This window comes from Nocardia sp. NPDC059240, from assembly GCF_042753865.1.
In the GTDB taxonomy this organism is placed as follows: Bacteria; Actinomycetota; Actinomycetes; order Mycobacteriales; family Mycobacteriaceae; genus Nocardia.
This window is the reverse complement of record NZ_JBHZAC010000001.1, coordinates 572261-588390: the sequence shown is the minus strand read 5'-3', so window position 1 is coordinate 588390 and position 16130 is coordinate 572261. Positions and strand designations below refer to the sequence as shown.

The window sequence follows — 16130 nt, the reverse complement described above, 5'->3', positions numbered from 1 at the left end:
GGTGCTCCGCGATAACTTGATCGAATTGAGTGGGCCGCACATGCGGCCCTGATCCGGGGAGACACCATCAACATTTCGAAACGTCTGGTCGCCGTGGCGAGTTGTGCGGCCGCGGTCGCGCTGCTCGCCGGATGCAATGACACGACCGTCGCGACACCGGCCGCCACACCCTCGGCCGCCACACCGTCCGTCTCGGCGCCGACGACGACCGTGGCGGCTCCGGCGACCAGTGCTGTGCCCGCGGCCGGACACCAGGGCACCGGGTCAGGTGGCGGCGTCGATCTCACCGTGACCGTGCCGGGCTCGACCACCATCAAGCTCGACGGTGACGCGATCGCGTTCGACTTCACGCTGACCAATCCGTCCGCCACCGCCACCAGCCAGGCGGTCGGCGTGGTCGCCGCCATGGGTCGCTGCAGCTGCGGTCCGGGCGGCGCGAAGATGAGCCCCCAGGGCACGATGCAGTTGCTCGACGCGAGCAGCAACACCTGGAAACCGGTGACCTTCGTCCGGGAGGGGACCGGGATGGACTACCTCCTGGAACCCGTCATCCCGTCGACCACACTGGCTCCCGGGCAGTCCACGACCTACCACATGAAGGTGACGCTCAACCAGGATCCGCAGGTGCACTACACCGCCGGAACCGGCGCGATCACCGTCACCCTCGAAGTGCCCGGCAAGAGCCTGAAGTCACTGGGCAGCGCGACCGTTCCCATCACCGTCCAGCCGTGAGCTGTTCGGGCAGCGCACCCAGCTGCCCGAGCATGCTCAACACATCGAAAGAGCCACGGAATTCGGTGATCCGGCCGTCGCGGACGCGATAGAACACGACACCGGGCACCGCCACCGCGTGGCCGGTCGCCGCGATGCCCTGGAACTCACCGTGCTGGGTGCCGTGCCCGGTCCAGCGCTCGGCCACCCGATCATCCTCGGCCACAAGCTCTTCCAGCGTGGAATGCCAGTCGGGGAAGGCGGCACGCAGGGCGGCGTTGAACTGCTTGAGCCCCTCGATGCCGCCGACCTCGGGGGAATGGATGACGACGTCGGCGGCCATCAGCTCATCGGCCGCCGACAACCGTCCGGCACTCCAGAATTCGTCGACGAAACGCTGCACCAGCGCCTTGTTCTGCTCGGACATGATCACTCCTCGAATCGGGTCGGCCCGCCGGCGCGGGCCCGTTCCGTCACTGTGCGCCGCAGCGGGCGTCGGGGATATTCCAGAAACGTGGTATCCCGCAGCGGGGTGGCACGGTCGTAGCCTGAACAGGTGGGGATGAACCGGTCGGCGGATCGGGCACAGCGAGACATCGTGCGGCTGTGCCATTCCGGGCTGGACGCGCGCACCGTCCTGAGCGAATCTCTCACCGCTCTACGTGCGGCGATACCCATCGCCGCCTACTGGGCTGCCACCACCGACCCGGCCACCGTGCTGTTCACCGGATCGGTCATCGACGCCATTCCGGAATCGGCCACCCCGCAGTTCCTGGCCAACGAATTCCTCGACTCCGACGTGAACCGGTTCCGGGTGCTGGCCGCCGCGGCCGACCCGATCTGCTCGCTGTTCGACGCCACCCACGGCAGCCCGGAGGACAGCGTCCGCTTCCGCGACATCCTCGCGCCGCTCGGGATGGGCGACGAATTGCGGGCGGCGTTGCGGGTCGGCGACAGCTGCTGGGGGGTGTTGTGCCTGCACCGGGAACCCTCGCCGCGTGGTTTCCGTGCCGAGGAGATCAGGTTCCTGCATACCGTGGCCCCGCATCTGGCCGAGGGATTGCGTGCCGCCGTACTGCTGGCGGATCTGGCCGCCCCCGACGGACATCCGGCCCCCGGGCTGCTCCTGCTCGACGAATCCGCGGCGGTGCTGGCGATGACTCCCGAGGCGCAGACCCTGCTGGCCGAGGTCGCCGATCAACCCCCGCGCGCCGAACTGCCGCAGGCCATCGTCGCGGTGGCCATGCGCCTACGCAGCCTCGAACACGACCCGAATTCACCGGTGGTGCCGCGCATCCGGCTGCGCACCCGCACCGGCCGCTGGCTGGTCGCACACGCGTCACGACTGCACACCGTCCCCGACGCCGAGCCGACCGGGCCCATCGCCGTCATCCTCGAGCCTGCCCGCGCCCCGGAGATCGCGCCCCTCAAACTGGCCGCCTACCCGCTGACGCCGCGCGAACAGCAGATCGCGGCGCTGGTGCTGGCGGGCAATTCGACGCGGCAGATCGCCGATCTGCTGGTGGTCTCACCGTTCACGGTCCAGCAGCACCTGAAGTCGATCTTCGAGAAGGCCGGGGTGCGCAGCCGCCGTGAGCTGGTCGCCAATCTGCTTGCCGCCCACTACGGCTCGGCATGAGAACGGGTCCCCCGCACCGAATGGTGCGGGGGACCCGTTTTGTCGTCTTCGGCTGTGACTCAGCCGCGGCGGCGGCTCTTGATCAAGTCCATGCGCTCCTGCAGGAGCTCCTCGAGCTCTTCCTTGCTGCGACGCTCCAGCAGCATGTCCCAGTGTGTGCGCGGCGGCTTGACCTTCTTGGGCTCCTGGGTGGTGCCCTCCATCAGGATGCCCTCCTGGCCGTTGCGGCACAGCCAGGTCGGCGGGATCTCGGCGTCGTCGGCGAACGGGACGTCGAATTCCTCACCGTTGTCGGTGCGGTACTTCGCCATCCGGCGCGGCGCCAGGTCGTGGTCGCGGTCGGTCTCGTAGCTCACCGCTCCGAGTCGAGACCCCCGGAGTACGCGATCTGCCATGAGTGCGGTCCCTTCTCGCCTGTCGGCAATGTTCTACAGCTCTGTCGAGGTTCTACAGCTCTGTCGTTCAACAACTGTTTCTGCGTCTGCGCTACGTCTATCCAACGCAGACGCGCACGTGTGGGTTCCCGTGGGGAGAACCCAACCATCCTACTCGTCCGGCCGGGTCGGTTTGCTGCGGCGTGCCCTTCCGCCCGGTCGCGCCCGTCAACCGCTAATGTTGCGGACCATGTCTCGACGCGTGCTGTCCTGCTGCCAGTGGTGCGGGCGGGAGATCGCCGAATCGGAGATCGGACGCCGCCGGCGGTATTGCCGCCAATCATGTCGCCAGCGCGCGTACGAACATCGAAACAGCGTGAAGGGCACCGGTATTCCCGATGATTCGGTGGTACTGAGTGCCCAGGAGGTGTCCGATCTGTCGGACCGGTGGTTCGCGGCCCGCTGTGCGGCCGAGGATGTGGCCACGGCCGTCTCGGAGGGGGCCGAGATGATCGAACTCGCCGATCTCACCGCGACATTGGTGGCCTTGACGCGTGAGGCCGAGCGGCTGCGCTGAGCGTGCTGTGGCGGCCGGGACGCTGGTCGCGGACGCTCAGGGTGTACACGAGGCCGATCCCGGCGGCGGTGACGGCGGCGACAAGGCCGAGGGCGGTGAGGGTTTCACCGTCGGGCCGGGTCACCGGCTGCCCACGCAGCGCCTGCCACATCAGCAGGGCGACCAGTCCGAGGTAGCCGAACGCCAGCACCCCGATGACTCTGGTGCGGGCGGCCTCGGTGCGCAGCCAGGACACGGTCGGGGCGAAGCGGGTCAGCACGACGGCGGCCACGATGAGCAGCTGAATGCCGTGCAGGCCCGCGAAATGCGCGATCCGCATATCGCCGCCCGCCGTCGACCAGTGCGTCACCGGCATGCCCGCGACACCGTCGCGCACGGCCGGCTGCCCGTGCTCGAAGGTGTGGCCCGCGGCGAGCGTGACCGGATGCCCGGCGGCGTCGGTGGTCTGCTGCTTGCCGCTGAAGCCCATCGTGTAGCCCAGCGCCATCCCGAACACCGCGATGCCCAGACCCGCACGGATGGCCATCGAGGTCGGGCGGTCGGTGACGCGCTGCCACGAAAGGGTCACCGCGATCACCAGATTCGCCAGGAACAGGCCCGGCACGCCGGTCATGAACACGTACTGGCCGATGGTGTTGACCGCGTCGTGCTGGGTGTTGAAATGGCTGAAGGTGCCGCGCGCGGCCTGCACCACGACGAAACCCACATCGACGACCGCGGTGGCGGCGAACAGGGTGCCCATCCACCAGGTCAGGCGCTGCCCGCGATGCGGGAACGCCACCAGCCAGGCCAGGGTGCCGCAGTAGAGGGTCATGGCGATGGCGAACTTCAGCGGTTTGAGCCAGACCGATTCGCCCAGCAGCATCCGGTCGTCGAATGCCATGGCGCACAGGGAGAAAACCGCCAGGACGGCCATGGCGACGGTGGTCGTCAGCAGCGGGCGGTGCAGACGGTGAGCGAAGGTCGGGCGGGGGAGCGACGCGAGCGACGGGCGATCGAGCGTGGTCATGGAGCTGACGGTAGGAGCGCCCGGCCGCACGCCACGTCCCCCGACGGTGGGGCGCTCACGTAGTACCCGGGTATGAGAACGGCCCCGGCGGTAGTAGCCGGGGCCGTTCTCTTCGAGCGCGAACGCCGTTGTTGCGCAAGCCGATCCGTACGCCCCTCATCGGCGTTCGGAGCAAGAGGGTGGGTCAGTCGACCGGTGCGCCGACATCCATGCCGCGCCCGGCCAGCCAGGGCAGCGGGTCGATGGGCGCGCCCTCACCGGCGTGCACCTCGTAGTGCAGGTGCGGTCCGGTGGAGTAGCCGCGATTGCCGACGGTGGCCAGCACGTCGCCCGCCTTCAACTGCTGGCCGACCTGGACCAGGATGTCCTGCATGTGGCCGTAGACGCCGATGGTGCCGTCGTCCTGCATGACCCGCACCCACAGGCCGAAGCCCGAGGCCGGGCCCGCCTCGATCACGGTGCCGTCGGTGACCGCGCGGATCGGCGTGCCGAAACCGTCGCCGAAGTCGATGCCCGCGTGCATGGCACCCCAGCGCACCCCGAAGCCGGAGGTGAGCGGACCGGCGACCGGGCGCACGGTCTTCGGGCGGTTCTGCTCGGCGTGCAAACCGGCCAGGAATTCGAGCACCGGCTGCGGCACGACCTGCGGCATCTGCGCCTCGCGCGGGGTGAACGCGGTGAAGGGCGCATCGGATTCCAGGGCCGCGTTGGCGACCGGGCTGCCCGCGAGCGCGCTGTCGACGTCGGGGTCGGCGGCCGCGAGAGCGGTCAGGGAGGAAGCGACGACCGCGGTCACGGCGACCGCGCGGGTGGCGGCCGTCCGGTACCGGCCGGATCCACGCAAGCGAGATAACGGAACGGTTACGGGCATGCCTCGAACGTACGAGGTGACAGTGTCCGGCCCGAAATCGCGTTGTGACCGTCACGTTGGTACAAAAAGCGCCCCGAACAGGAACAACACCATCGTAATTCCGCCATGACGGCGGCCGACACTGCAGGTGCTGTATTGACCCGGCCGAGCCATGCCGCCAATCTATTTAAGTGGTCGCTAATGGAGTGAAAGTATTGAGCGCGCTCGCCGACGACACTCGCCGCGCGATCTTCGAATCACTGCCCCAGGGCCCGAAATCGGTCGGCGACCTCGCCTCCGCCCTCGGCGTCACCAGTTCGGCCGTCTCGCAGCATCTGAAGGTGCTGCGCGAGGCGCGGCTGGTGATGATGCGCCCCGACGGCAACCGCCGCCTGTACTCCCTGGACCCCCGCGGCCTGGCCGACGCACGCGACTACCTCGAACAGTTCTGGCCCAGCGCCCTGGCCGCCTACTCGGCCGCCCTGTCGACGGCTCGCGAGGATCCGCCGGACTAGCCGCCGACAGTGCGCGAACCAGTCGACGGCGGCGGGGGATACGGTGTCGGCGTGGGTACGTCCGTCGCAGTCGAGCCGCAGCGCCGGGCCGCGCTACCCGGGTGGTCGGTACCGGTTGTCTTCATCGCGGGCGGAGTTTCGCAGTATCTCGGTGCGGCGATCGGCGTGCACCTGTTCGGCACCGTCGAACCCGCGACCGTCGCCTGGCTGCGTGCCGCCGCGGCCGGTGTGGCCCTGCTGGCGTGGCGGCGACCCTGGCGAGTGCGCTGGACGCGGCGGACGGTCCTCGTCGCCACCGGGTTCGGCATCGTCACCCTGGGCATGAATATCGCCTTCTACGAGGCGATCGCGCGCATTCCGCTCGGCACGGCCGTCGCCATCGAATTCCTCGGTCCCGTCGCGGTCGCCACCCTCGGGTCCCGGCGCCCGCGCGACTTCGCGGCCGTCGCCCTGGTGATCGCGGGCGTCTTCCTGCTGGCCGGAGTGTCCTCCGACGCGCGCCCGCTCGGCATCGGTTTCGCCCTGCTGGCCGCGGCCCTGTGGGCGGGTTACATCCTGCTGGGCAAGCAGGTCGCCGACGCAGGCTCGGGCCTGGATGCCTTGGCCGTCGGTATGGCCGCCGCCGCAATGCTTTTGGCCCCGATTCTGGTGACCAGTCAAGTGCTGTTGGACGCAACCGCCTTCGCCGATCCGGACACCTGGCTGCTGGGCGTCGGTGTCGGGGTGCTGTCCAGCGCGGTTCCCTACGCCCTCGATCAATTGGTGCTGCGTACGGTCGGGCGCGCCCGCTTTGCTCTGCTGCTGGCTCTGCTGCCCGCGACCGCCGCCGTCATCGGCGCGATCGCCCTGTCCCAGCGACCCTCCGGCCCGGAGCTCGGCGGTATCGCTCTCGTCATGGCCGCGCTGACTCTGTCTGCGGCACAGCGGAATTCGGACCGGTAGCGGCTCACGCCCGGGACAATACCGCCACCAGGAAATCGGAGTCTGCGCCGAAGGGTCGCAGGTCCCACGTCGACAACAGCAGGTCCTCGGTCAGCCCCGCCTGCTCGGCATCATCGAGGAACTGCGAAAACTCGTAGCCTCGATCGGCCCCGAACCCCACGACCACCCGTCCACCGGGCGCGAGATGCCGGGCGAACCCGCTCAGTACGGCCTGCCGGGTGGAGGGCGCCAGGAACGTCACCACATTTCCGGCGCACACGATCACGTCGAAGTCGGCGGCAACGCCGCGCGCCGGCAGATCGAGTTCGGCAAGGTCCCCGACCAGCCAGGTCGGTCCCGGATAGTCCTGCTCCGCCGCCGCGATCAACACCGGGTCGACGTCCACCCCGACCACCACATGCCCGACCCTGTGCAGATATCCGCCCGAGCGTCCCGCACCGCACCCGGCATCCAGCACTCGGCTCCCACGCGGCAGCATCGCATCGATCAGCCGCGCCTCCCCGACGATGTCGGCCCCCTCGGCCGCGAGATTCCGAAACCGTTCGGCGTACCGCGTCGAATGCGTCGGATCAGCGGCGACGATCTCTTCCCACTGGCTGGGTGTCCGTCCGCTCATGACTGTTCCTCCTCGCTCGGGCCGTCTTCCGCACCCACTGTGCCACTCGACCGGAGGGGCCCGATCATGGGCACTCGACTGCGAGCCGGTCGGCAACGGCAAGCATCTGCCGCCCGACGGGTTGCAGGCCGAGCTCGGTACAGACGAGGCCGGTCGAGACGCGTTCGATCACACCCCATTGCCACAGGGCATGGACGTCGAGCCCACAGCGCCGGGCAAGACGATGTGCCCGCACCCACGGGCCTTCGGCCATCAGCTCGAGCGGATCCTCGCGCATCAGGACGCCGAGATCGTATTCGGGTTCGATGATCAGCCCATCGGGATCGACGAGCGTGAATCCGCCTTCGGCCTCGAGTAGATTCCATTGATGAACGTCGCCGTGCACGAGCACCGCCCGGGAATCATCATGGGCGGCAACCCGTTCCGCGGCGCAGCCCAGGGCATGCTCCACAGCGCGTTCGGAGCAAGGCCGCCCCAACTCCTCCCACTTCGCGGCAATGAACCCGGCCAAGTCCCGTCCCTTGTCGACACCGGTCGGCAACCCGCTGCCCGGCGCACGCCGCCACACCCGCATCGCGGTGGTACACAAAACCTCCTCCCGCGCCCGCTGCGACCACCTCAGCCGATCCAGCGACCGCCCCAACCGCGGCAGCAACAGCACCCCCCGCCCCTCATCCATCCGCAACGGCCGCACACACCCGTCCCCGTCGACGAGCCGCAGCGCCGTAATCTCATGCCGCTGGCTGTGATCGCTACGCGGCATCAACACCTTCACCACCGCGGGCGTTCCATCCCCGCAAACAGCCTCCGCCACAAACGCTTCCGTACCGGAATCGAACGCCCGACCGACGGTGATCGACCAATCCTCCTCGATACCCGCGACCACCGCCGGCAGCCGCTCCAGCCACTCCTCGGCCCCCTCTGACCGAGCCTTGACCCGCACCGGGCCCGGAACATGAATCACACCCCGAATCGTCGCGGAGGACACACCGTCCGCGCCAGCCGATATTGCGGGATGGCTCGATTCCGGTGATGCTTGCGACCATCAGCCGCAGGGCCAATGGGGGGTCGGATGGGTTCGGGTACGCCACTGGTGATCGAGGCCGCCATCAACGGGTCGACGGCGAAGCAGGCGAATCCGCATGTGCCGCGGACGGTCGAGGAGATCGTGGCGACGGCGCTCGGGTGTGTCGAGGCGGGCGCGGGCATCGTGCACAACCACAACGACGAGCCGAACGTCGGTGAGCCGAGCGTGCATTCGGCCGATCCCTACGAGGCGGCCTGGAGCCGAATCTGGGAGACCTGTCCCGGATTGCTGATGCACCCCACCACCTCGGGGGAACGGTCTGCCGCGATCGCGGATCGCTTCTCGCACATCGAAGAACTGCATCGGCGCGGTGCGTTGACCATGGCTACCGTGGACGCGGGCTGCCTGTCACTGGCGTTCGAGGGCGCCGAAGGGCCTTCGGATCTGCCTGTGTTCGGCAACTCCGCCGCCGACGTCGGCCGGGTGTTCGGATGGTGTCGTGAGGTCGACCTGCCGGTGCACGTGTCGATCTTCGAGCCTGGCTTTCTGCGGCTCACGCTGGCGCACCACCGGGCGGGGCGACTCCCCGGGCGGACGAAGATTCAGTTGTATTTCGGCGGACCTGCGGCGCTGTTCGGTCTACCGCCGACCCAGGCCGGTCTGGATGCGTACGTCGAAATGATCAGTGACACAGGGCTTCCCTGGATGGTCGGGGTGCCGTGGGGCGACGTCCTCGGGTCGGGGCTCGCGGAGGCGGCATTGCGAGCGGGTGGTCATGTCCGAGTGGGGCTCGAGGATTATGCCGGGCCAGGTCAGCCGAGCAACGAGGAACTGGTGGCGCGGGCGGCCGACCTCGGTGCGCGGCACGGTCGTCCGCCGGTCGCAGCGCAAGACGTCATGGCTGTGCTGTGGGGCGAGAGGTAATACGCAGTCCGCCAATATCTGTGCTTCGGGCGGTCGGATAGCCTGGCGGGGTGTTCTTGGTCCAGGTTGTCGTCGCGCGGGTGCCCAAGCGGATGCTGTCGGTGTTTGTGCGGAATGCGGAGTTGTTGAAGTTCTTGACCGTCGGGGCGATCGCGTTCGTGACGACCACGGTGTTGTTCTTCGGGCTGAAGTGGACTGTGCTGCACGGGAAGCCGTTGACGGCGAACATTCTGGCCACTTTGATCGCGACGGTGCTGTCGTATGTGCTCAACCGGGAATGGGCTTTCACTGATCGCGGTGGTCGTCAGGGGCGGCATGAGGCGGCGTTGTTCTTCCTGGTGGCCGCGGTCGGCATGGTGATCACACAGTTGCCGTTGGCGGTGTCGAGTTATGTGTTCCAGCTCCGGGTTCCGCATGTGTCGCTACTGGTGGAGAACATCGCCGACTTCCTCAGCGCGACCGTGATCGGCACCTTGCTGGCCACGGCCTTCCGGTGGTGGGCGATGCGCAAATTCGTCTTCCCGCATCCTGTCGCGATGGTCGAGCGGGCCGAGCCGGTGCGGTCGAAGGAGCGGTAGTGGCGAGCATTCGCCAGGAGGTCGTGATCAATGCGGCCGCGCAACATATTTGGGATGTCATTCGCGATGTCGGTGCCGTCCACGAGCGCCTGCTTCCCGGCCGGGTGGCGGAAACCCGGGTCGCGGGAGTCGACCGGTTCCTGACCTTCCCTGACGGCCATGTGATCCAGGAGTTGATCGTCGCCATAGACGACGAGTCACGGCGGCTGGCTTACTCCGTGGTGGAGGGCGCCAGACCGGCACTGGACTACCACCACGCCTCGTTCGAAGTCCGCGCCGAGGGCGAGTACGGGCGACTGATCTGGACCACCGACATCCTGCCCGACACCCTCGCTCCCGAGATACGAATCCGCACGCAGATCGGCATTGCGGAGATGAAGAAGTCCATCGAGGCAGCAGAATACGAGCAACCGTAGCGGCGCGATCCGAAGGGGCGACACGATGGGCAACCTCGCACTGGTCACCGGAGCGACCTCGGGAATCGGCAAGGCCTTCGCCGAACGGCTCGCCGCCGACGGCCACGACTTGATCATCGTCGGGCGCACCAAGGACCGCCTCGAAGAGTTCGCCGTAGCTCATCCGCAGGTCGAGGTCCGCACGATCGCCGCCGACCTGTCCACCCCCGAGGGCATCGACACCGTCGCCGAAGTCGTTGCCGCCGAGCCCCTCCGGATGCTGATCAACAATGCCGGTGTCGCCCACTACATGCCGCTGGCCGACCTGTCCGCCGAGCAGGCCCGGGAAATCGTCAACGTCAAGGTCCTCGCCCCTACCTTGCTCATGCGAGCCGCTGTCGGAGGTATGCAGAAGCGAGGCACGGGCAGCATTGTCAACGTGGCGGGCATGATCGCGTTCAGTGGACCCGCCGATGCGTCCGTCATGCCGCGTCGTGCGGTCTACGGCGGGACGCTGGCCAACCTGGTGGCGATGACACAGTTGCTGGCGGCGGAATTGGCGGGTTCGGGTGTGACCGCGCACGTGGTCTGCCCGGGCGTCGTGGCCACCAATTTCCATGCCGCCCAAGGCTTGGACGTGAGCGCGGTGCCCCGCATGAGCGCCGAGGACCTGGTCACCGGCGCGCTGCGCGGAATCGAGCTGGGAGAGGTCGTTATCGCACCCGGAGTCGAGGACCCCCTGCTGCTGGAGCACGTCTTCACCGCTGATCTGGCCGCGTTCGACGGTCAAAGTCCCGAACTTGCTCGCCGCTACCGCGGCTGACACCCTCTCCGGTGGGGAATCAGCCGACGCGGCGGTAGGACTGTTGGGAGCGGCGGTCGAGGCCGGTGCCGGGCCAGGGGCGTTTGCGGAGTTGTTTGTCGGCGGCGTTGATGACTTCGGGGACACCGATTTTCAGGAGGCCGGGGTCGGGGACGGCGGCGTCGGGGTTGCCGATCTGGCCTGCCCAGAGGACGGCGTGGCGGCCGAGCAGGTGTGGGGGTGGGCCGGAGCGTGACGGCGGGTTGGGGCCGAACAGGAGGACAGTGCGGGTGCCGAACGCGGTGGCGAGGTGGGCTACGCCGGTGTCGCCGCAGATGACGAGGGCGGCTTCGGCGACGGTGGCGGCGAGTTCGATGAGGTTCTGCTGGCCGGCGAGGACGTGGGCGGGGGACAGGCCCGCGCGGGCGGCGACACCGAGGGCGGCTTCGCGTTCGGATTCGTCACCGGTCAATACGACTTCGCGGCCTTGCACCAGTAGATGACGGACCACGGCGGCGAAGCGGTCGGGCGGCCAGCGCCGCGCGGCGGCGCCCGCGCCGATGTGGACGAGGACGGCGTCGCGGTGGCTGGTGGCGGCGACCGGCGGGACCAGGCCGAGGTTGCGGGGGTCGGCGGCGATGCCGTCGAATTCGAGCAGATGGCACCAGCGGTCGACGTCGTGCATGTCCGGCTGCCAGTCGGGGCCGGATAATTCGGGGAAGGCCGGGTTGCGGTAGGTGAGGATGCGGTCGGGCCGGGTGCGGACCAGTTCGGCGATGCCTTCGGCGCTGCAGGCGAGGTTGACCGCGAGCGCGGGTTTCTCCCCGTCCCAACGTAATCCGAGGGGATCGGTAACGGGCACCATCTCGTCGACGGAGGCGATCAGGTCGACGATCGGTTTGAGGCGATGCGAGGCGGCGAGAGCGATATGGTCGTCGGGTCGGGCCCGGCGCAGCGCGCGCAACGCGGGAACCGCGGTGAGCAAGTCACCGAGTCCGCGTGCTCGCAGCACTAGTACAACCGCCACCTTTTTCTCCTAGCCGGCCACGCTGCCCACGACGCGAGACTCCCTACCGGACACCGCAGAGAGCCAATGACTGAGGACTACCCGGCCTGTCCGGGAGTGAAACCAGGGGAACCGGTCGTGACGACGCCGAATCCGTTTTGTACTACCGGCTGTCGTTGGCAGGGTGTGATCGATTACCGTGTCCAGTCATGACCTTCGTCTACAACCTCGTGGTGACGGCGCACCTGCTCGGAATGGCGGCGGTGGTCGGCGGATACGTCGCCTCCCGGCCGCGAGTGTCGGAACTGATGGTGTGGGGTGCGCGCGCCCAGATCGTGACCGGTGTGGTGCTGCTGGGGATGGCCGAGTCGATTCATTCGCTGGACAAGCACCCGGACATGGCGAAGATGATCGTCAAACTGGTGGTGGCCGTGCTGGTCGCGGCGTTCGCCGAAATGGGGCGCGCGGACGCCAAGCGCGGCAAGGAGGTGGCGTGGATGACCGACGCCGCGGGCGGGCTGGCCATCCTGAACGTCCTGATCGCCGCTTTGTGGAAGTGAGCGCGCCCGAAAGCGGGCGTGCGGCAACGCGATAGCGCGGCCCGTAGTCGAAACACGATGCCGCACCGGGTGCTTGATGGCACCGGGTGCGGCATTTGTCGTATCCGGGGTCAGCCGTGGTGGGCGAGTTCGGGCGGGAGTTCGCGGGCGGTGTGGCGGGCGAAATTCTTGGCGAGTTCGGCCGCGACCACGGCATGCCCGGCCATGGTCACGTGGATGCGGTCGGCGGAGAGCCAGTCGGCGCGCAAGCGGGCCGGGTGGTCCCAGAATTCGGTGAGGACGGCGTCGTGGCGGTGCGCGACCCGGCGCACCGACTCGGCGAATCCGGCGAAGCGGGGACGCAGCGGGGCCATGCGGCCGGTGAAGGCGTCGGCGAGGGTGAACAGGGACAGTCGCGCACCTGTCGCGGCCACGCGCGTGCACAGGTCGTCGAGGGCGGTTTCCACCTCGGCGAGGGTGGCGTCGCGCAGGAACAGGTCGTTGCCGCCGCAGGTGATGTGAACCAGGTCCGGGCGAAACGCTTGCAGCGCCGGGAGTTGCCCGCCGATGACCTCGGCGAGGACCGCGCCCTCGACACCGGTGTTGAGGTAGTCGGTGCGAGGGTGGGCGGCCAGCAGCCAGCGCGCCAATCGGTCTGCCCACGGCACGTTTTCGTAGCCGGGCCACGGGTCGCCGGTGCCCGCGGCCGTGGAGTCGCCGATGACCGCGAACCGCCGCCAGGGCACGTCACGCAGCAGCGCGGTCGCGGCCGCGTCGGACAGGGTGAAGGGATCGGTGGATTCGATGCGCTCGCTCATGCGGGAGTCTCCTGGGTGCGGGTGGGCAGGGCGGCGAGCACGGCCGCGGTGACCGCGATGGCCGCGCACACGGCGAACAAGGTGTGGAAGGCGGTCAGCGGCTGGGTGGGGTGGGCGGCGAACACGGCGGCCAAGACCGCCACCCCGAGCGCGCCCCCGGACTGCCGGGCGGTCAGATTCATGCCGACCCCGGCCGCGAACCGTTGCGGCGGCAGCGATCTGGCAGCGGTGGTGCCCAGCACGGTGATCAGCAAGCCGATCCCGCCGCCGCCGAGGATCCCGGCCGGAATCCACGCCTTCCAGAGCGCAGGCGTGCCATCCCAGACCCCGGTGCTCATATAGAGGGTGGAGGCGGCGAACATGACCGCGCCCAGCACGCCCAGCCACCGCTGCCGGCCCACGGGTGCACGCCCGGCCGCGACCGCGGTGACCATCGAGGCGATCGCGCCGACGGTCATCGCGCCGGCCGATTTCAGCACCGAGTAGTGCCACATGGTGTCGAGCCACAACGGCCCCGCCAGCAGCCAGGCGAACATGGTCGCGCCGAACACGAACGCGACGGCATTGACCTGCGCGTAGGACCGGCTGCGCCACAACGAGACCGCGATCGCCGGACGCGGATGCCACCGCGACCGCCACAACGCCAGGCCCAGCAGCGCGAGCCCGCCCAGTCCACAGATCAGCGTGCGCCAATCGCCCCAGCCCCACTGCTGGCCCTGGGTCACCCCGGCGACGACCGCGCCGATCCCCACTCCGGTGGCGGCGGTCCCGAGCAGGTCGGGCAGCCCGTGCGGCTGCCGCTGATCGCCGCGCGCCATGCGCGATCCGGCCACGATGAGCACGACGGCGATCGGCGCATTGATGACGAACACCGAACGCCACCCGAACCAATCGACGAGCGCCCCACCGACGGCCGGGCCGACCGTGGCGGCGAACCCGCCCGCCGCGGTCCACGCGGCCATGGCGACCCCGATGCGTTGCGGCGCAGTGACACTCAGGACCAAGCCCAGCCCTGCGGGGATGAGGAACGCGGCCGTCGCGCCTTGGAGGAAGCGCCCGGCGATGAGCCAGTCCGCGCCCGGAGCGAGCGCGCACAACAGTGAGGTGAGCGCGAATCCGGCCAGGGCGCTGAGGAATAACCGCCCACGCCCGAGCGCGTCGGCCAACTGCCCGGCCGGGGTGAGTAGCGCGGCGAACGCGACGGCATAGCCGCTGACGATCCAGGTGAGGGTGGTCGGCGCAGTCGCCGGGAAGTCACGGGTGATCGCCGGGAAGGCGATGTTCACCACCGACAGATCGAGGAACGACATGAACGCCGCGCCCGAGGCGACGACCAGGGCCAGGCGTGCGGACGCGGAGGAGGCCGCCTGCGCAACGGTGGTCGGCGCTTCTTCGGCCACCGCGATGGTCGGCCCGGCGGCGCTGGTGGGCGTGGCGGCGGAGGACCGGACTTCGGTCGAAGCGGGTTCTGTCGACGGGGCTTCGCTTGTGAGGGATCGGGGAGCCGGGGGCGATGGGGTGGTCGGTGGGTCGGGATCGGGTGGGGTGGGCCGGGGGTGGATGGTCTCGGTCATCGAGGTGCTCTCTGCGGGACGGGATGACGGATCTCGGTGGGTTGGTTGAGCGGAATCAAACTGTACGCACGATCGTTCGTATTGTTGAAAAGTACGACCGATCGTGCGTTTATGCAACCGTTGGTGCCAAGATGGAGAGGTGGACGAATCCGTGCAGCCTGCCGAGCAGGAGATTTCCGATCAGCGGCTCCTCAAGGGCGCGCGTGCCCGGGCGAGCATCGCCCGCCGCGCGGCCGAGGTGGCCTCGGTGGAAGGGCTGACCGGGTTGAGTCTGGCGCGGCTCGCGGGGGATCTGGGTGTCAGCAAGTCCGGCGTGGCGACCTTGTTCGGGACCAAGGAGAAGCTGCAGCTCGCGGCCGTGCAGTCGGCGCGAGAGCAGTTCATCGAACTGGTGATCCGCCCGGCCTACAGCCGGGAGCGCGGGATGGCGCGGTTACGGGCGATCGTCGAGAACTGGTTCGCCTACATCGATGGGCCGACGCTGCCGGGCGGTTGCTTCCGTGGCCAGAGCATCCCCGAATTCGACAGCCGCCCCGGCCCGGTGCGTGACGCGCTCGCCGCCGACCGTGACGACTGGTTCGCAGTGCTGGAGAAGGAGATCGGCCGCGCCCAGGAGCAGGGCTATCTGGCGGGTCTGGATCCGCACGCGGTGGCATTCCAGCTCGACGCCATCGTCAGTGCCGCCAATACCGCCACGCGCATGGGTGATGAGACGGCGCTGCCGCTCTCGCGCACCCTCATCGACGGGCTACTCGGTACCCGGGACTGACCGGTTCCGGTACTGCAAGTCTGCATCGAGTGCGTGAATGCAGTTCGGTCACAGTCGGTTTCACGTGGAGCAATCCACCAGCGTGTCCTACGCCGGGCGTGGCGCGTACATGATCAATGCGACCCCGGCCAGGCACACCAGTGCCCCGGTGACATCCCAGCGGTCGGGCCGGAATCCGTCGAAAACCATTGCCCACAGCAGGGATCCGGCCACGAACACGCCACCGTAGGCGGCGAGGATCCGCCCGAAGTGGGCGTCGGGTTGCAGGGTGGCGACGAATCCGTAGAACCCGAGCGCGACTACCCCGGCCCCCATCCACGCCCAGCCGCGGTGCTCGCGCACCCCTTGCCAGATCAGCCATGCCCCACCGATTTCGGCGACGGCCGCGAGCCCGAACAGCAGGATCGATCGCAGGACGGTCATGATCGACACCCTAGGGTCCGCCGCGGCCTCGCGCCTGCCCGC

21 protein-coding genes are annotated in these 16130 nt (G+C 68.8%); 11 read left to right on the top strand and 10 right to left on the bottom strand.

Annotated features, from left to right (window positions below):
• Window positions 1-93 precede the first annotated feature (93 nt).
• Window positions 94-732: a hypothetical protein gene (locus ACFXHA_RS02935; RefSeq protein ID WP_379352318.1), complete on the top strand. Its 639-nt coding sequence runs from the start codon at window positions 94-96 to the stop codon at window positions 730-732.
• Here the strand turns inward: ACFXHA_RS02935 and ACFXHA_RS02930 are convergent.
• The gene (locus ACFXHA_RS02930) at window positions 716-1138 is read right to left on the bottom strand and encodes an ester cyclase (protein WP_379352317.1); all 423 of its coding nucleotides are present in this window, start codon (window positions 1136-1138) and stop codon (window positions 716-718) included. The two genes, ACFXHA_RS02935 and ACFXHA_RS02930, sit on opposite strands and share 17 nt — an antisense overlap.
• A 135-nt stretch (window positions 1139-1273) precedes the next feature.
• Between ACFXHA_RS02930 and ACFXHA_RS02925 the strand changes: the two genes are divergently transcribed.
• Window positions 1274-2350 (top strand): LuxR C-terminal-related transcriptional regulator, encoded by a 1077-nt coding sequence (locus ACFXHA_RS02925; RefSeq protein ID WP_379353426.1) that lies wholly within the window; start codon window positions 1274-1276, stop codon window positions 2348-2350.
• A 59-nt stretch (window positions 2351-2409) separates the two neighbouring features.
• Here the strand turns inward: ACFXHA_RS02925 and ACFXHA_RS02920 are convergent, their stop codons facing one another.
• A complete protein-coding gene (locus ACFXHA_RS02920) occupies window positions 2410-2745 on the bottom strand; it encodes an RNA polymerase-binding protein RbpA (RefSeq protein ID WP_379352316.1) in 336 nt (111 codons plus the stop codon).
• Window positions 2746-2974: 229 nt separating this feature from the next.
• On the opposite strand from ACFXHA_RS02920, the gene ACFXHA_RS02915 reads away from it, so the two are divergent.
• Window positions 2975-3301, top strand: coding sequence for a hypothetical protein (locus ACFXHA_RS02915; RefSeq protein ID WP_379352315.1), 327 nt, complete (start codon window positions 2975-2977; stop codon window positions 3299-3301).
• On the opposite strand, the gene ACFXHA_RS02910 is transcribed toward ACFXHA_RS02915, so the two are convergent.
• Both ACFXHA_RS02910 and ACFXHA_RS02905 read right to left on the bottom strand, forming a co-directional pair.
• Complete coding sequence (locus ACFXHA_RS02910; protein WP_379352314.1) at window positions 3252-4310, bottom strand: hypothetical protein; 1059 nt, start codon at window positions 4308-4310, stop codon at window positions 3252-3254. The genes ACFXHA_RS02915 and ACFXHA_RS02910 overlap by 50 nt on opposite strands.
• A 184-nt stretch (window positions 4311-4494) precedes the next feature.
• The gene (locus tag ACFXHA_RS02905) at window positions 4495-5181 is read right to left on the bottom strand and encodes a M23 family metallopeptidase (protein ID WP_379352313.1); all 687 of its coding nucleotides are present in this window, start codon (window positions 5179-5181) and stop codon (window positions 4495-4497) included.
• A 170-nt stretch (window positions 5182-5351) separates the two neighbouring features.
• Here ACFXHA_RS02905 and ACFXHA_RS02900 point away from each other — a divergent pair, with 170 nt between their 5' ends.
• Window positions 5352-5675 (top strand): ArsR/SmtB family transcription factor, encoded by a 324-nt coding sequence (locus ACFXHA_RS02900; RefSeq protein WP_379352312.1) that lies wholly within the window; start codon window positions 5352-5354, stop codon window positions 5673-5675.
• A 51-nt stretch (window positions 5676-5726) separates the two neighbouring features.
• Window positions 5727-6617, top strand: a complete 891-nt coding sequence (locus tag ACFXHA_RS02895; protein ID WP_379352311.1) for a DMT family transporter — start codon at window positions 5727-5729, stop codon at window positions 6615-6617.
• 4 nt (window positions 6618-6621) lie between these two features.
• On the opposite strand, the gene ACFXHA_RS02890 is transcribed toward ACFXHA_RS02895, so the two are convergent.
• Together ACFXHA_RS02890 and ACFXHA_RS02885 are read right to left on the bottom strand one after the other, a co-directional pair.
• The gene (locus ACFXHA_RS02890) at window positions 6622-7233 is read right to left on the bottom strand and encodes a class I SAM-dependent methyltransferase (RefSeq protein WP_379352310.1); all 612 of its coding nucleotides are present in this window, start codon (window positions 7231-7233) and stop codon (window positions 6622-6624) included.
• 64 nt (window positions 7234-7297) lie between these two features.
• Complete coding sequence (locus tag ACFXHA_RS02885; RefSeq protein ID WP_379352309.1) at window positions 7298-8176, bottom strand: aminoglycoside phosphotransferase family protein; 879 nt, start codon at window positions 8174-8176, stop codon at window positions 7298-7300.
• A 129-nt stretch (window positions 8177-8305) separates the two neighbouring features.
• Between ACFXHA_RS02885 and ACFXHA_RS02880 the strand changes: the two genes are divergently transcribed.
• From ACFXHA_RS02880 to ACFXHA_RS02865, 4 genes are read left to right on the top strand one after another with little or no spacing between them, the layout of a single operon-like run.
• On the top strand, window positions 8306-9184 hold the full coding sequence (locus ACFXHA_RS02880) for a 3-keto-5-aminohexanoate cleavage protein (RefSeq protein ID WP_379352308.1): 879 nt from the start codon (window positions 8306-8308) through the stop codon (window positions 9182-9184).
• A gap of 50 nt (window positions 9185-9234) precedes the next feature.
• A complete protein-coding gene (locus ACFXHA_RS02875) occupies window positions 9235-9762 on the top strand; it encodes a GtrA family protein (protein WP_379352307.1) in 528 nt (175 codons plus the stop codon).
• On the top strand, window positions 9762-10178 hold the full coding sequence (locus tag ACFXHA_RS02870; RefSeq protein WP_379352306.1) for an SRPBCC family protein: 417 nt from the start codon (window positions 9762-9764) through the stop codon (window positions 10176-10178). The genes ACFXHA_RS02875 and ACFXHA_RS02870 overlap by 1 nt, the downstream gene beginning before the upstream one ends.
• 25 nt (window positions 10179-10203) lie before the next feature.
• On the top strand, window positions 10204-10980 hold the full coding sequence (locus ACFXHA_RS02865) for an SDR family NAD(P)-dependent oxidoreductase (protein WP_379352305.1): 777 nt from the start codon (window positions 10204-10206) through the stop codon (window positions 10978-10980).
• A 19-nt stretch (window positions 10981-10999) separates the two neighbouring features.
• On the opposite strand, the gene ACFXHA_RS02860 is transcribed toward ACFXHA_RS02865, so the two are convergent.
• Window positions 11000-11986, bottom strand: coding sequence for a glycosyltransferase family 9 protein (locus ACFXHA_RS02860; protein WP_379352304.1), 987 nt, complete (start codon window positions 11984-11986; stop codon window positions 11000-11002).
• A 188-nt stretch (window positions 11987-12174) separates the two neighbouring features.
• Between ACFXHA_RS02860 and ACFXHA_RS02855 the strand changes: the two genes are divergently transcribed.
• Entirely contained in the window at window positions 12175-12525 is a 351-nt protein-coding gene (locus ACFXHA_RS02855) for a hypothetical protein (RefSeq protein ID WP_379352303.1), read from the top strand.
• A gap of 110 nt (window positions 12526-12635) precedes the next feature.
• On the opposite strand, the gene ACFXHA_RS02850 is transcribed toward ACFXHA_RS02855, so the two are convergent.
• Both ACFXHA_RS02850 and ACFXHA_RS02845 read right to left on the bottom strand, forming a co-directional pair.
• Window positions 12636-13322, bottom strand: a complete 687-nt coding sequence (locus ACFXHA_RS02850) for an SGNH/GDSL hydrolase family protein (RefSeq protein WP_379352302.1) — start codon at window positions 13320-13322, stop codon at window positions 12636-12638.
• A complete protein-coding gene (locus tag ACFXHA_RS02845) occupies window positions 13319-14896 on the bottom strand; it encodes an MFS transporter (protein ID WP_379352301.1) in 1578 nt (525 codons plus the stop codon). The genes ACFXHA_RS02850 and ACFXHA_RS02845 overlap by 4 nt, the downstream gene beginning before the upstream one ends.
• A gap of 139 nt (window positions 14897-15035) precedes the next feature.
• Here ACFXHA_RS02845 and ACFXHA_RS02840 point away from each other — a divergent pair, with 139 nt between their 5' ends.
• On the top strand, window positions 15036-15665 hold the full coding sequence (locus ACFXHA_RS02840; protein WP_379352300.1) for a TetR/AcrR family transcriptional regulator: 630 nt from the start codon (window positions 15036-15038) through the stop codon (window positions 15663-15665).
• A gap of 87 nt (window positions 15666-15752) precedes the next feature.
• Here the strand turns inward: ACFXHA_RS02840 and ACFXHA_RS02835 are convergent, their stop codons facing one another.
• A complete protein-coding gene (locus tag ACFXHA_RS02835; protein ID WP_379352299.1) occupies window positions 15753-16088 on the bottom strand; it encodes a YnfA family protein in 336 nt (111 codons plus the stop codon).
• Window positions 16089-16130 lie beyond the last annotated feature (42 nt).